This is a genomic window from Ferroplasma sp., from assembly GCF_037442045.1.
Classification (GTDB): Archaea; Thermoplasmatota; Thermoplasmata; order Thermoplasmatales; family Thermoplasmataceae; genus Ferroplasma.
The window spans coordinates 1-15,172 of the sequence record NZ_JBBIRC010000032.1 but is presented as its reverse complement, the minus strand read 5'-3'; the positions used below and the strand labels follow the sequence as shown (position 1 = coordinate 15,172).

The 15,172-nt window shown below is 33.1% G+C and carries 13 protein-coding genes; 6 read left to right on the top strand and 7 right to left on the bottom strand.

Going from position 1 to position 15,172, the window contains the following annotated elements:
• Together WKI77_RS05415 and WKI77_RS05410 are read left to right on the top strand one after the other, a co-directional pair.
• Positions 1–1,236: MFS transporter (locus WKI77_RS05415; RefSeq protein WP_337860807.1), on the top strand; the 1,236-nt coding region annotated here is incomplete at its 5' end.
• A gap of 206 nt (positions 1,237–1,442) precedes the next feature.
• Entirely contained in the window at positions 1,443–2,114 is a 672-nt protein-coding gene (locus tag WKI77_RS05410; protein ID WP_337860806.1) for an iron-containing redox enzyme family protein, read from the top strand.
• A 29-nt stretch (positions 2,115–2,143) separates the two neighbouring features.
• Here the strand turns inward: WKI77_RS05410 and WKI77_RS05405 are convergent, their stop codons facing one another.
• The 3 genes from WKI77_RS05405 to hppD are packed head-to-tail and all read right to left on the bottom strand — an operon-like array spanning position 2,144 to position 5,257.
• Positions 2,144–3,292 carry a homogentisate 1,2-dioxygenase gene (locus tag WKI77_RS05405; protein ID WP_337860805.1) on the bottom strand — a complete coding sequence of 383 codons (1,149 nt, stop codon included), beginning with the start codon at positions 3,290–3,292 and terminating at the stop codon, positions 2,144–2,146.
• A 1-nt stretch (position 3,293) separates the two neighbouring features.
• On the bottom strand, positions 3,294–4,181 hold the full coding sequence (locus tag WKI77_RS05400) for a fumarylacetoacetate hydrolase family protein (RefSeq protein WP_337860804.1): 888 nt from the start codon (positions 4,179–4,181) through the stop codon (positions 3,294–3,296).
• Complete coding sequence (gene hppD, locus WKI77_RS05395; RefSeq protein ID WP_337860803.1) at positions 4,178–5,257, bottom strand: 4-hydroxyphenylpyruvate dioxygenase; 1,080 nt, start codon at positions 5,255–5,257, stop codon at positions 4,178–4,180. The genes WKI77_RS05400 and hppD overlap by 4 nt, the downstream gene beginning before the upstream one ends.
• 120 nt (positions 5,258–5,377) lie before the next feature.
• On the opposite strand from hppD, the gene WKI77_RS05390 reads away from it, so the two are divergent.
• Both WKI77_RS05390 and WKI77_RS05385 read left to right on the top strand, forming a co-directional pair.
• A complete protein-coding gene (locus WKI77_RS05390) occupies positions 5,378–7,312 on the top strand; it encodes an acetoacetate--CoA ligase (RefSeq protein ID WP_337860802.1) in 1,935 nt (644 codons plus the stop codon).
• Positions 7,313–7,353: 41 nt separating this feature from the next.
• On the top strand, positions 7,354–8,298 hold the full coding sequence (locus tag WKI77_RS05385) for a cyclase family protein (protein ID WP_337860801.1): 945 nt from the start codon (positions 7,354–7,356) through the stop codon (positions 8,296–8,298).
• Positions 8,299–8,301: 3 nt separating this feature from the next.
• On the opposite strand, the gene WKI77_RS05380 is transcribed toward WKI77_RS05385, so the two are convergent.
• The 4 genes from WKI77_RS05380 to WKI77_RS05365 all read right to left on the bottom strand — a co-directional run bounded on the left by WKI77_RS05380 (position 8,302) and on the right by WKI77_RS05365 (position 11,873).
• Complete coding sequence (locus WKI77_RS05380) at positions 8,302–9,216, bottom strand: glycosyltransferase family 2 protein (protein ID WP_337860800.1); 915 nt, start codon at positions 9,214–9,216, stop codon at positions 8,302–8,304.
• A gap of 39 nt (positions 9,217–9,255) precedes the next feature.
• The gene (locus tag WKI77_RS05375; RefSeq protein WP_337860799.1) at positions 9,256–10,827 is read right to left on the bottom strand and encodes a polysaccharide biosynthesis C-terminal domain-containing protein; all 1,572 of its coding nucleotides are present in this window, start codon (positions 10,825–10,827) and stop codon (positions 9,256–9,258) included.
• A gap of 278 nt (positions 10,828–11,105) precedes the next feature.
• Positions 11,106–11,474 carry a hypothetical protein gene (locus WKI77_RS05370; protein ID WP_337860798.1) on the bottom strand — a complete coding sequence of 123 codons (369 nt, stop codon included), beginning with the start codon at positions 11,472–11,474 and terminating at the stop codon, positions 11,106–11,108.
• Positions 11,475–11,552: 78 nt separating this feature from the next.
• On the bottom strand, positions 11,553–11,873 hold the full coding sequence (locus WKI77_RS05365; RefSeq protein WP_337860797.1) for a glycosyltransferase: 321 nt from the start codon (positions 11,871–11,873) through the stop codon (positions 11,553–11,555).
• Positions 11,874–11,975: 102 nt separating this feature from the next.
• Between WKI77_RS05365 and WKI77_RS05360 the strand changes: the two genes are divergently transcribed.
• Entirely contained in the window at positions 11,976–14,000 is a 2,025-nt protein-coding gene (locus WKI77_RS05360; RefSeq protein ID WP_337860796.1) for a DUF2079 domain-containing protein, read from the top strand.
• 111 nt (positions 14,001–14,111) lie between these two features.
• Entirely contained in the window at positions 14,112–15,002 is an 891-nt protein-coding gene (locus tag WKI77_RS05355; RefSeq protein ID WP_337860795.1) for an ornithine cyclodeaminase, read from the top strand.
• Positions 15,003–15,172 lie beyond the last annotated feature (170 nt).

The following is a 15,172-nucleotide window of genomic DNA, read 5'->3' as shown; positions in this document are numbered from 1 at the left end:
AGGTGCTATACGGAAAATACAGTTTGGTATCTTGGAATTACAAGATTAATAAGGGCGTCCGGCCGAGTTTCAACTTTTATTTTTTTACCTTTAATATTTGTTTTCATTTATAATGTTTCCTTCCTTTTCACAGGTATAGTTTTGGGAATTGCTATATTGTTAATGTCAGTAATCCAGTATTACTCTGGAATTTTAACAGATAAGATAGGCAGGAGAGTTTTTCTTATACTTGTTCCAATACCGGCTGGCATACTCTATATATTGATGTTTATTGTTGTGGCTTATAAATTTCCAGTTATTTACCTGATAATGCTATTCTATGGAACAATATCAATAAATGCCCTCCAGTATCCAGCAATACAGGCGGCAATAGCAGATGTAACATCTCTGGATAAAAGGCTGCAGGGATTTACAATTATCCGGGTACTTGCAAATGCAGGTGCAGCCATAGGGCCGGTTCTGGGAGCACTGGTATCAGTTTATGGATTTCAGTATATATTTTTAATAGCTGGAATAAGCACATTTATAGAAATTGGAATACTTTATTTCAAAGTACATGAAACATACCATATTTCCAAAGCTATGTATTTAACTAAAGAAGATATAAAAAAATCGTATCATGACAGGTTTCTGCTCATTTTTACTTTTATCGGCATCGGCATGGCATTTCTGCTCAGGCAAGATGGAGCTTCATTAACTCTTTATGCATTCGATTTTAATGGCCTCCCAATTTTATATCTTGCATATATTTATTCGCTTAATGGATTCCTTGTTGTATTATTGCAGTATCCCGTATATAGAATTATAAACAGGTCAAATAACAAAGTACTGTACAGGGGATTCGGCATGCTCTTTTATTTTATTGCATTTATTGTTTTGATTTTTTCTAAAAATATACTTTATTTTCTTCTTGCTATGGGCATCATGACTGTTGGAGAGGACTTTGTTGCACCTACAACACAGACAATTATTACATCAATAGCCCCGAATAATATGCGTGGCACTTATATTGGAATATATAATTTATTCATCAGCTTTGGATCATTTTCTGGGTCTATAATAGGTTTATACATGCTTTCTTATTATGCAGGTGATACAGGGCTATTCTGGTCATTAATTGCAACCGGAGCAATGATTGTTTCTGTGCTTTATATTATAATTAATCATCTTTATCTGAAACGCATGGAGATAGTTACACACAATACATCAGGTACAGTAAACACATTAAGGCAGTAATGATTATTTTTTTGATCATTAAATTAATATCGTAAGGTTTTGTTATACTGAAGCTTATAGCATTGATTTACAAGAGTTAGTATACTATCACAGAACCAGATATAGTTATTTAAACACTATGCAGTGAAATATAATATTGTTTATAAATCAGTTTGTTCATATGTTTGTTTCAAAATGTTTAAATATAGTTAATTACATTATATATTATGCAGGAATCAGATTTTTATGGAGAAATAAAAAGAGTGGTGAAAAGCCATCCGGCTACAAACAATGATTTCATAAACAGATTTTCTAAAGGAAATATCAGTGATGAAGAATTCAAAAGATTCTCAATTGAGTTTTACCATTTTACAAGGGAATGGCCGGAGATTCTGGCTAAATTGCTGGTTAGCACAGAAAATGAGAATGATGCATACGAATTGACAGGCATACTTGTGTCTGAACTTGGTAGTGGCGATTCAAGCAAAAGGCACGAACTACTTTACAGAAGATACCTGAGGTCCATTGGCCTTAAGCCAGAAGACCTTGTAAAAAAGGAACAATTGCCAACAACAAAGGCATGGCTTGACGGCATGAGGGATTATTTCTCTTCAGACCATGCAAATGCACTTGGTGCTGAATTTGCTCTGGAGAATATGGCAATACCAATGTGGGATAAACTTTTGCCTGGATTAAAGATTATGAAAGATAAGAAATACAAAGATATGGATATGCTTTATTTTACATTCCACAGGGAGATAGAATCAAAGCATGAAGATGCAATGGAAAATGTAATAGGAATCCATAGCAACGATCAGAAAGATAGGTTTATGAGCAGTGCAGGGGGAATACTTGATCTTGAGGAAAAATTCTGGCTTGGATTATCAGATCAAAAATAGCTCTTTAATTTCAAATAATAAATTATTTTTTAGTCTTTTTTTGCTTTCCATGAAAACTGATAATCTTCATCTTTTATCGATTCAGCTTTTTCTGTTGGCAATAGCCAATTATAAGACTCTACCATAATTGCAACTTCATCGGTTTTTTTAGCGCCAATGCTTTGCTCAACAACTCCTGGCTGCGGGCCATGAATCATTCCATGGACATGCATCGTTATAGATTTTTCTCCTATTCCCTTCCTGCTCATAAAATTGCCGGATGAATAAAATATTAATTCATCTGAATCTATATTATTATGGTAATATGGAACAGGAATAGACCTTTCATGGAAATCGAATAGCCTTGGAAGGAAAGCGCCAATCATAAAGGTATTGGATTCGAAAACAGTGTGCACTGGCGGTGGCATATGCAGTTTTCCTACAATCGGGGCAAATTTATCAATATTTATTGTAAATGGATATAAATATCCATCATAGCCCTCTGCGTCGAGCACAGGATAATTTCTTGTTAAATGTAAATAGTAATTCCCGTAATCAACAATTACATTGAAAGGGCCTGCTTCTTCAGTTATGCCATGAAATTCAGGTATTTCAATATCCCTTGTATAATATGGCATACCTTCTTTGATCTGGCCATATCTATTCATATAATTTGCAGGTATATCAATATGGTCTGATGAGATTGTAAAAAAGAAAAAGGACCTTGTTTCAATAATTGCACGATAAGTTGTTCCTTTTGGTATGTAAATAAAATCTCCTGGACGGTATTTGAGAGTTCCAAATGGCGATTCTATTGACCCTTTTCCTGACTGCACATAGAAAACTTCATCACATAGTGCGTTCCGGAAATAATCATTAGAAGTAGAATCGGTATCAATTATGCCAGTACTGGTTATTCCATTGAAAAAAAGAACCTGCCTGCCTGTATAGAAGTTATCCAGCTTTCCAAGAAGTGAAGTTTTTAAATGCCTGTGTTCCATTAAATTAACTGCTGATAATTTTTCTTTATATTCTATAGATGTATCTTCAACTTCTGCCGGATCGTATTTATGGTATATCAGAGAATATTTTCCATCAAAAGCTCCAAGACCAAATAATTCTTCTTTTTGTATATTTAATCTATCATTATATGTATGGCGCTGTTCCGGCACTTTTCCCCTTTTTACATAGTAAACCATTTTAAACCACCCTATTTATAAGCTCTCCCAGTTGTGGAGATTCAAATTTTACTGTATCTCCAGGCTTAAGCCATCCATATTTTTCAGGGCCAAGTTCAAGGATGCAGCCACTTCCAAAAGTTCCACTGCCTATTACATCTCCAGGAAGCAATGGCACTGAATCCGATGCACGCTCAAGCAGCTGGCTGAAACTGAAATAAATATTTTTTAAATTATTTTCTGAATACAATTTATCATTAACATATCCTTTTAATTCTATATTTATTTTGCCATCAATTGAATCTTTCAGAATTTCATCAGAGGTTACAAGGAAAGGGCCAAATGATGTGGCGTAATCCTTTCCCTTTGCAGGCCCAAGCATTACCTTCATTTCCTCTTTTTGAATATCCCTTAAACTCCAGTCATTCATAATTATAAAGCCAAATATTGAATCCATACAATTTTCGTGGCAATCCATAATTTTTTTGCCAATGACGGCGCATACCTCCATTTCATAATCGAAGGCTTTGCTTTTCTTTGGATATTTTATATCTGCACCTGAAGGGTATACATTTGGTGTGCATGAAAAATAAAAAACTGGAAAATCATACCATTCTTTTATCATTTCAAGCCCTTTGTTCTTCCTTGCGTTCTTTACATGGTCTTCAAAAGCGTAAAAATCACGTACTGACCTCATGCCGGGAACAGGGATTTTATATTTAATTTCTGCAGGCTTGATCTCGTATTTACTTTCTATTTTTATATTTATTATTTTATTATAAAGATCATAAAAGTCCCTTACCAGTGTATCTTCATCAATGCCAAGCATGGATGCTATTCCATAATATTTTCCTTCATTAAATATGCAATATATATCATGACCGGAATGCTCAATGAGGCAAATTTTCATAGGTTTCCCCTCATGGCCTGTTCCCTTTCAATAGATTCAAAAAGTGCCTTGAAATTGCCCAGGCCAAATGATTTTGCTCCCTTTCTCTCAATTACTTCAAAGAAGAGAGTTGGCCTGTCAGTTAATGGTTTTGTAAAGATCTGCAGAAGATAACCATCCTCATCCCTGTCCACCAGTATATTAAGCTCCTTCAGCTTATTTATATCCTCATCCACATTTCCAACTCTCTCTGTAAGATGGTCATAGTAAGATTTTGGTGTTTCAAGGAACTGTATTCCGTTTTCTTTCATTTTTGAAACTGTTTCTATTATATTGTCAGTTTTCAATGCTATGTGCTGAACGCCCTGAGAATTGTAAAAATCTAAATATTCCTGAATCTGTGATTTTTTTAATCCCTTTGCCGGTTCATTTAGCGGGAATACTATGTTGTCGTTGTATTTCACGACCTTGGATCTCAGTGCTGAGTAATCAGTTCTTATCATTTTATCATCGAATGTTATAAGCTGGCTGAAATTCATATTTTGTATGTAATAGTTGACCCACTGGTCCATTTCTCCTTCATATACATTTCCAACTACGTGGTCTACCTTATATATTCCAGTATCAATTGAATGTGTTTCCTCTTCCCTGTATCCAGGCAGGAATCCTTTATAGTCTCCCTTTTCTATTAATGTATGCAAAGTATCTCCATAGGTTTTCATAACCGCTTTCCTGATTTTCCCATTTTCGTCTTTTTCCTCTTTAATTTCAGAAACTTTAACATTCTTTGATTCCAGATGTTTTTTTGTAAATTCAATATCCTCCACTTCAAGAGAAATATCTCTCACGCCATCTCCGTGTAGATTTACTGAATCGCTTATTTCTGTGTCCTTCTTCATTGAACTGCTGAATACAAGATTAATATCACCCTTATTAAGCATAAATGATGATTTCTCCCTGTTGCCTGTTTCAAGGCCTGAATAAGCTTTAAGATCAAGCCCAAGCCCCCTTTCCATGAAATATGACCATGCCTTTGCACTTGACACATAAAACTCTATATGGTTTATCTTTTTAAACAATTCATCGTTGCCATACATATGAACATATTCACATAATAATATATAATAGTTTCGTTAGTTTAATATGCTTGTTATTGTCTATCATGTATGTTTCATTATTGTAAGTAATATATTTATACAAAATCATATTGGAGCATTATGAACAGTGCTAGAAAACTCTGGGCACCGGACCTGGAATATGCTGAAGAATCATCCATGCAAAAATTTATAGCTCATGTTAAAAAAAATACTGATAAAAATATCAATAATTATTCAGAATTGTGGGAATGGTCTGTAAACAATTTACAGAATTTCTGGACAATTCTGGCAGATTTTTACCATATAAGCCTTGAAAATTATAAAATTGAATTGACCGGGGAAAATGTAAATGCAAGATGGTTTGAGGGGGCTAAATTAAATTATGCAGAATACGTTTATAAAAGTAGAAATAATGATAAAATAGCAATAATTTCATATAATGAAGAGGGAAAAACTCAGGAATTATCATACCGTGAACTCTGGAGTAAAGTCTCATCATTTTCCAGATACCTTATCAATAATGGAATTGGCTATGGAGACAGAGTATGTGCTTATACAGGAAATATACCAGAAGCAATTATAGCTTTTTTGGCTACAGCTTCTATTGGTGCAATATGGTCATCGTGCTCCCCTGATTTTGGGATTAAAGGGGTTATAGAAAGATTTTCCCAGATAGCTCCAAAAGCATTTATAGTATCACCTGAATATTCATATAATGGCAAAAAATATGAGAGGTCTGCAAATGCGCTTGAAATACTTAAGGCGCTGCCATCTGTTAAAGTGGCCATAACCACTGGAGATGTTCATATTAACGGCTTTGTATTAATGAATGAGATACATGAAGGCAAAGAATTTGAACCGGTTAAAGTTGGCTTTTCAGATCCCATATGGATACTTTATTCCTCTGGAACTACAGGAAAGCCTAAAGCAATAGTGCATGGCCATGGTGGTATTCTTCTTGAGCATTTTAAGGTGCTTGGCCTTCATATGAATATATCAGAGAAAAGTGTATTTGCCTGGGCAACAACCACCGGCTGGATGATGTGGAATGTTCAGGTAAGCGGGCTCTTGATGGGTTCTACATTAGTTTTATATGATGGCAGCCTCTATTATCCCGATTCTGGCATATTATGGAAGCTTGTAGAAAAGTACAGGATCACACATTTGGGGGTCGGTGCTGCTTATTTAGAATATTTAATGCAGAACCATGCCGATATAAAAAATATATATGATTTAACTGCCCTTGAATTTATTGGCTCAACTGGTAGCCCACTTTCATCAGAGGCTTTTGAATTCGTATACAAATATATAAAGAAAAAGGTATGGCTCTCATCATTGAGCGGGGGAACGGATATATGTTCTGCAATATGCCTTGGATCTCCAACCCTTCCAGTATATAGTGGCATGATACAGTGCAGGGGACTGGGCGCACATGTTGAAGCACTGGACATTAATGGAAATCCGGTTATAAACCAGAAAGGGGAGCTTGCAATTATGGATCCTATGCCAAATATGCCACTATTTTTCTGGAATGATGATGGAAAAAAGCGTTACTATGATAGCTATTATACCTTCTATCCGGGCATCTGGAGGCATGGTGATTTTATATCCATAGATAGTTCAGGCAGGGTTATAATCTATGGAAGGTCGGATGCTGTACTGAACAGGAATGGAATAAGAATTGGAACGGGTGAAATTTATTCTTCCATAGAAAACATCGAATGGATCAAAGACTCACTTACAATAGGTTACCTGGACTCTAAAAAAATATACCGGATTGCCATTTTTATAACTCTTAAAGATAATATAGAGTTAAGTGACGATATGGTTAATAATATTAAAAATAGAATAAGGCAGGACTTATCACCAAGGCACATTCCTGATTATATACTGAAAGCCCCCGATATACCATATACTCTCAATGGAAAGAAATTAGAAGTACCTGTAACCAGAATTATTGAAGGGCAGGAAATAAATATGATAATAAACAGGGATTCAGTAAAAAATCCAGAGTGCCTTGAATATTATATCTCTGTAAGAACAAATATCTATTGAATTATTCATTACAATTTTATAGGAATTTCATATTAGTAATTATGGAAAAGAAAAAAATGGGGAATGATTATAATCAAAGCAATGAAGTTTTATACAATACAGATAATGACCTGGCATCGCCATTTGGCCCTGATGATCAGCGAGGCAATTTAAATTATATAGACAATAAAAAGGTAATTAATGCACTGAAAATACCTGAGAAAGGAAAAGTTTACAGGATGTCACACACTGTTTTCAATGGAATGGCTGATAGGCCTACACATGGCCCATACTTTTTTGATCTGCTTTTAAGGCCATATGACAATGGCTTTACTGAAAAATATGAAAATAAATACGGACCTTCACTGGGAAGGATAGAAATGTGCGACCATACAGGAACACATCTGGATGCTCTTTCTCATATGGCATATAATAATAAATTTTATAACAATATTAATGTTAATGAAATAATCACAAATACCGGATACAAAAAACTGGGAATAGAAAATGCTGGGCCTGCTGTAACAAAGGGCATTATGGTTGATGCCGCTGAAGCAAATGGCACTGATGTCCTTGAAGGAGGCTATGCTATTACAGAAAATGAGGTTAAGAAATTTTTAAAAGACAATAATATTGATTTAGAGCCTGGTGATGCCATATTCTTCCATACTGGCGCTTCTAAATTTTTTTCAGAACCTGAAAAATATGATAAATTTTATGACATCTCAGCAGGAATAGGCTATAAGCTGGCAAAATACCTGGAGCATATGAAAGTATCGATTACAGGGAGTGATACTCCTTCATCTGAGGTTGTGCCACCAGAGAATGCCAATACAAGATTGCCAGTGCACCAGTATCTAATAGCAAAGGCAGGAATTTATATAATAGATAACCTGAGCCTGCACAGAATGGCAAAAGATAAGGTTTATAAATTTCTATTTGTCTGTTCTCCAATACCATTTAAGGGTGCAACTGCATCTCCTGTGTCGCCTCTTGCAATAATATAATAATTATAAAATTATTTCCTTTTTCTTTTCATTTTCATATAATTTTTTAACTGCGTACTTTTTTAAAAAAATTGATACAAATGCGACCTTTAATTCATATAAACGGGCTTCCAGGGAAGGTGTTGCAAGTAAATTTAAATAATCCTTAAAACCAGCATTGCTGATGCCAAACAGCTTTATCCTGATTTTTGTAAAGCTTATCTTATGTTTCAGAATTTTAATTACTTTCCTTGAATGAAAAATTGTAATCATGTTGCTGTAAGAAACTAATATTTTCTTAAGTGAATCGTAAGAGAAATTTATGAATGAATTGATATCATTAAATGAATGGGTTACGCTGTTGCCTGTTACTCTATAATATGTAAGTTTTTCATCATCAAGAACAATATCTTTTCCCGATTCAACTGCATAAAGGTACATGAGCGTATCTATACTTTTAGAGACCTTTGATAATCCATCAACGTTAATTATATCACTTTTCATTGAAATGGAAGACATATTAAAATCTGGATTTTCATTATAGTATGCAATGGTTTTCCCATTTTCATCAATGCCGCTAAAATTATTATGAAAATAGCAGAGCTCTGCATTGCTATCAAATTTTTTAATTACGTATTCTAACTTGCTTTTAAAAAACATGTCATCGTCATCAAGAAAACTGATAATTTTCCCTTTTGCTATTTTCAGAGCTTCTATAATCTTTCCTGAAAGTGTATTATCATTGCTGTAAATATTTTTTATTTTATTTTCCAGTGCGAATGTATCAATATGTTCATCCCTAAAATTTTTCACCAGGATAATCTCATAATTTTCTCTTGAAAGTGATTGATTAACTACGGATTTAAGGGCTTCCATAATATATTCCTTTCTGTTATAATCCGTAACTATGACAGAGATATAATTATTGTTACTATCCATTATTTCACCACCTTATTGCTTATTAACTACAATTAATAATTATTTTATAAACCTGAATAACCTATCATAAGTACTTGAATGCTCGTTGTATGCAAGGAATTTTGCCATGTATTTTAATGTCTGTAATTTATCAGGTATAACAGAAATTATATAACCCATTTCTTCCTGGCTGATTAAACGGAAAACTTTGATTTCAAGAAGGTAAATGGCAAATCCCGCGATTATATACATGAATACACTGAACATGGTATAGGGGAATAAACCCTGCATGGCATAAATTACACCAAACATAATCAGTGATGAGATCCATACCTTTATTACTCTGGATATATCGTAGTTATTTATCCCAAATTTCCTGGCATAATAATAGACTATGGCAAAATTCACTCCATTCATGGAAGAATATGCAATGGCAGCACCGATTATGCCATATCTTGGAATAAGAATGATTGATAATAGTATATTGGATACCAGTGCGAATCCTGATGCGTATATAAATATCCTTGTTTTCCTTATGCTCGAGATTCCAGCGGATAAAACCGTTGAGCCAATAAATATGGATGTGATAAACATTATGATTATTAATGGAATATAGGCTATAATATATACTGGGCCGGCAAATTCATAAAGTATTATTCTTGATAATGCGGCTATTCCAAGTGCAGCTGGTATATATACCAGAGAAACTATATTCAAAAGAATTCTCATGCTGTTTTTAAACCCATCTTTGTTATCCAGTGAAAAGAATGTGGACAGTTTGGGAATCAGCAAATTAGATACAGGAGCTACAAGAATGGTGGCTGCAGCAGCTATGATAAGGGCGAAGTTGTAAATCCCAAGAGATGATAGATTAATAAAATATGATACAACTATTCTATCAATATAGGTTGCACTTGTTCCCATTATTGAAGCAAAGAATAGTGGAATTGAATAATATATTATGTTATGGTAAGGCTCTTTCGCAGTTTTTGTTGGCATCGTTCCAAGGCGTTTATATACTCTATACACAAAAGCAAGTAAAAGCATGGCACTCACTATATTTATCGTTCCAAGGCCTGCAATAAGATAAACTGCCCTTCCCGTTAAAATGAGAATTGTAAGAGGGAAGAAATAAGTAAATATATTGATAAAGATATAAATTATGGAATATTTCTTATACTGATTCAGGCCAAGAAGCATTGAACCAGCTATATTTATCATAACTGACCCTGCTATTGCAATGCCAATTAATTTTATTGAAAGTATATATGCACTGCTATGGAAAAATAATGTGGCAATATCACCGGATGCAAAATATATAAAAATAAATGCTAGAGAAGAAAGTAATAATGAAAAAGCAATTGTCTGCCTTATTAACTTCATTATTGCAGAATGATTTTCCCTTGCTATGTGATATGAAAGGTAATGCTGAATACCGGTAGATAATCCAAAAACAAATACAACTGCCATTATATTCATTATAGCATATAATAAGGAAATCCCACCTACTATATTAACAGGCAATAAGTGGGCTATAAAGAAATAGAATAAACTGGATGATAGAAACATAGATGCTACTGCTGAATACTGAAATGCAACACCCGAGCTAAAAGATTCACCTATGCCACTCAATAATAGGTTATTTAAATTATGCATAAAAACTTATGTGTAAAATGAAAAATATTTACCCAAAAATTAATTCTTCCCAATATAAAATATATAACATATTTATTAATATATAGTTACGGTAACCGCTAATAAATAGCTATTTTGAATAAAAAAATTAACATTTATCCATTAACCGATATTAAATCTTAATAGCATTCTTTTCATACAGGCATTAGCAGGGCAAATTCTATGTACTATATTAAAAATATTAACCTAAAAAATAGCATTATATGGCATGAAATTTATTTATAATCAATGTATGTAATATTATTTTTCACATATATATTATTCAATTTATCTGAATAACTGTATGCATTCTTTTTTACAAAGTTAAAAATTATTAAATAAAACAGGTAATATTTCTCTTTCATTCTTGCGATCTTTTTAAATTCCTTTAGATTTTTTACAGAAGTTATATTCCATCCTTTTATCACATCAATAGCATTTTTAAGCAATCTTTTATACAAAGCAATGCCATTAGCGTATCTTTCATCTCTATGGCCATTCCATGCCTGGTTAATAGTTAACATTGATTCACCTTTTATTTTGATAAAGGTATAGCCATTATGTATGAAATGTGCAGCCCTTTCCCAGTCTTCTACATTATTCAAATCTCTCCAGCAAACATCATAATTTACAGATTTGCGCGATAAAAATCCATATGCCAAAACGGTATTTTTATCAATGCTTTATATAAAATGTTCCACTAATTTTACAAAAAAATCTGGGTATATAGTATCAAGGTCAAAAAACATGAACAGATTGTTGTCTTTAGATTCTTCATAAGCCATTTCCATGGCAATTTGCCTTCCCTTTCCTCTGGAACATTTAACTCGTTTAATTTCAATATTATATTCATTTTTAAGTTCGTTTAATTTTTCAAAAGTTCCATCATAAGAAAAGTTATCAGTTATTAAAAATTTTTTTTCCGTATTTATTTTAGCCATTGATTTTATTGATTTATTTATGTATTGGGCATTATTGAATACTGTCCCGTAGATATACAACATATACATGTATAAAATTTGCATATAAAGAGATAGCGCCAATAATTGAAGAAACATATCTTATTCATGATAAAATAAATATATTAATAGATACTAAACAATTAAATGGGGACAGCAAAATTATTATTCTTTAAAAGTTTATTTAAAGATGGGGACAAAATAAATTACCGTAATCTTATTATTTTGATTTCCGCAATTTTTGCAGTTTCTTTCTCATTTTATTCTATAATGAAAGCATATACAATTAATGCTTATGCATGGGACCTAGGGTTGTATTCACAGGCTTTTTACTCAACATTGCATGGTAAATTATTCTATACAAATCTTCTTGGGGAAAGTTACCTTGCAGAGCATTTTTCACCATTTATGTTTCTGTTGCTCCCAATCTTTTACATATTTCCATCTCCCTACACTCTGCTTGCCATACAATCAGTTTTCATAAGCCTTGCTGCTATTCCGCTTTATTATTTATCATCTATTATTTTTTCTCGAATAAATTCGGAATCATCATTTATGAAAAAGAATTCGGACAAATATTCTTTTTTAATAGCCGTAGCATTTTTGCTTTCTCCCCTTACAGAGAGCCCGGTTTACTTTGACTTTCATTTAATGATCTTCCTTCCTTTTTTTTATTTTATGTCAATTTATTTTTATTTGAAAAAGAAGTTGTTCTGGAATTTAATATTCCTTGTATTTATAGTAAGCCTCCATTCATCTTTTGCCTTTATTGTAGCTATGACTCTTATAACTGAATTCTTAATTTCCAGATATTATCTAAAAGAGGATAATACAACTGTTAAAAACACAGGTTATATTGCATTAGCTGGAATTGTTATTTTCACTATTTATTATGTTATAGCCGGATATATAAAAGCTGACATTGCAGATAGCCATAATGTTATTCTGTTTGTTTCAGGCGCATCTGGAACCGCTTCTAAAAGTGTATACGGCCTTTTAAATATATTATTATACCATCCCTATGCTTTTTTTGGATATGTTGGAACAAATTACCAGATTAAACTTCTATTTTTAGTTCTGGCATTTATGGCCGTTGATTTCGCATTTTATCGCTTTCCCGCCGGATTACTTCCGGCGGTACCATACCTGATATATTCCATGACTTCATCTTATCTTCCATACTATTTCATTGGCTACCAGTATTCCATGATGTTAATACCATTCGTCTTCGTAGCAGGAGTATTCGGAATAGCAAAGATGATTTATATTAAAGGTATAGATTTAAAGAAAATAAGAAAGGCAAACAGGAATGTTAAAAATACAATGATAGCCATTATGGCCTTTGCAATTGCTGCATTTATTGTTGTATCTCCAATATCTCCAATATCCATGGAACCGGCAGGGATACATAATATTATAAACGATTCGTCTGGATACACTGGGGCCAGAAATAAGATGCTGTATTCGTTGGAGCAAAATATCAGCATGGATTCAACGCTTGTAACTGGCAATAATATCTTTCCATTATTCTATAAAGATATGAATGCAACAGCATTTCCATATGGGAATATATCTTCGGGCCAACATTATAAATATCTCATAGCAGATCTTAATGATAGCCAGACATACATAAAGGATGGATATAATATATCCCTTGCTGGCCTTGCTTCTGATTATATGAATAGCGGTTCATACGGAATTCTGGCTGAAGGCTACGGTGTCATTGCCCTGGAAGAACATTATACAGGAAAACCGATAATCTATAAACCATCCAGCAATAATTATGGAAATAATCAATTTATAGAAAAGAATAATAATTTGATTGGTCCAATTCCAGATAATCATATCTCCAGTTTGCAAATTGATGAAAAATCCGGATTAAATGTATACTGTGGCAATGCTACTTATTTGCTTCCCGGAAATTACAGCATATACCTGCATTTTAACAATACAAATAAGTTAAATGATGATAATATTAATATTACTGCATATGCAAATTACGGCAACCTGACAATTGAACATATTACATCCAGATCATACATGCTAAATGGCAATACTCTAATTTTTAATTTAAATGCATCAAAATTATATACAGGAGTAACTTATGCATTTACTGGTGTTAATAACATAGCCGAAATCAACTATTTAACAATTGAACAGAATACATATTAAAGGGAAAATCAAATTTTTTAATTACATTAAGAATAGAGAGTTCGGGCCTTTATTGGTGAGAAAACTATAGCTCATGCAAAAATGTTATAACGGTGATAATAATAAAAAATAATGATTACATATGTAACAGAAAATGATGTTGAAGCAAATCTGCCTATAAAGGAATGCATTGAAGAGTTGAGAAATGCATTTAAATCCTATGGAAAGGGCATATCAGATGCGCATCCCAGAGATAGAATAATAAAGGATCGAAATGTATTAAATACCATGCCTGGATTGTATCAAGATAAACATTTAGCAGGCCTGAAAACTTATTATTCTGGTGAAAAAGGCATACATTTCGTTGTAATTATTTTCAATACGGAAAAACCGGAAGATCTATACATACTGGAAGCAAATGCACTGGGAAGAATAAGGACAGGCGCGCTTACTGCAATGGTTACATCTGAAATTGTTAAAAAAAGAAGAATTAATTTTACACTTATTGGTTCTGGCTATCAGGCGGAATCACAGTTTCTGGCAATGAAAGAAATGTATGAATTTGAAAATGCATATGTTTACTCGAAGAATATAGAGCATGCAAGGTCATTTGCTGAAAGATTTGGCATACAGGCAGCTGAAAACCTTGATGTTCTAAAAAAATCAGATGTTATTACATCAATAACAAACAGCAACTCTCCAATTTTTGACTACAGCCAGCTTCCTGAAAAATACCATATAAATCTTGCAGGTTCAAATTTTCCAACAAGAAGAGAAGCAGCTAAAGATGTTCTGGATAATTCTGAAACAATAATTGTTGAAAATTATGTTCAGGCAATGAAAGAATCTTCTGAAATTATGGATGTCAATAATAAGGAGAAGATAGTTGAATTAAAAGATTTTATTGTAAACAAAGAAAATTATAAAGGAAATAAAACAGTATTCAAGTCAATGGGAATAGGGCTTGAAGATGTTGCAGCCGGATATATTGTGTTGAAAAATATGGGGATCTTTAATTTCTGATTCCAGAATCCATAAATTTTTTTTAATCAATCTGGCAGATATTAAATAGTAAAAGCGAATCGATAATGGATATATATGGGTGATGTGAAAGCAAGCATCCTGAGTGCTATTGGTGAAACTCCAATGGTTAGATTGAACAGGAGTGGCTGCAGAAACATAGAAATTTATGT

What these genes read in the sequence shown, in the direction of transcription:
- WKI77_RS05410 (WP_337860806.1), top strand. Translation starts at nt 1,443, where the DNA reads ATGCAGGAATCAGATTTTTATGGAGAAATAAAAAGAGTGGTGAAAAGC.
- WKI77_RS05405 (WP_337860805.1), bottom strand. Translation starts at nt 3,292, where the DNA reads ATGGTTTACTATGTAAAAAGGGGAAAAGTGCCGGAACAGCGCCATACA.
- WKI77_RS05400 (WP_337860804.1), bottom strand. Translation starts at nt 4,181, where the DNA reads ATGAAAATTTGCCTCATTGAGCATTCCGGTCATGATATATATTGCATA.
- hppD (WP_337860803.1), bottom strand. Translation starts at nt 5,257, where the DNA reads ATGTATGGCAACGATGAATTGTTTAAAAAGATAAACCATATAGAGTTT.
- WKI77_RS05390 (WP_337860802.1), top strand. Translation starts at nt 5,378, where the DNA reads ATGAACAGTGCTAGAAAACTCTGGGCACCGGACCTGGAATATGCTGAA.
- WKI77_RS05385 (WP_337860801.1), top strand. Translation starts at nt 7,354, where the DNA reads ATGGAAAAGAAAAAAATGGGGAATGATTATAATCAAAGCAATGAAGTT.
- WKI77_RS05380 (WP_337860800.1), bottom strand. Translation starts at nt 9,216, where the DNA reads ATGGATAGTAACAATAATTATATCTCTGTCATAGTTACGGATTATAAC.
- WKI77_RS05365 (WP_337860797.1), bottom strand. Translation starts at nt 11,873, where the DNA reads ATGTTGTATATCTACGGGACAGTATTCAATAATGCCCAATACATAAAT.
- WKI77_RS05360 (WP_337860796.1), top strand. Translation starts at nt 11,976, where the DNA reads ATGGGGACAGCAAAATTATTATTCTTTAAAAGTTTATTTAAAGATGGG.
- WKI77_RS05355 (WP_337860795.1), top strand. Translation starts at nt 14,112, where the DNA reads ATGATTACATATGTAACAGAAAATGATGTTGAAGCAAATCTGCCTATA.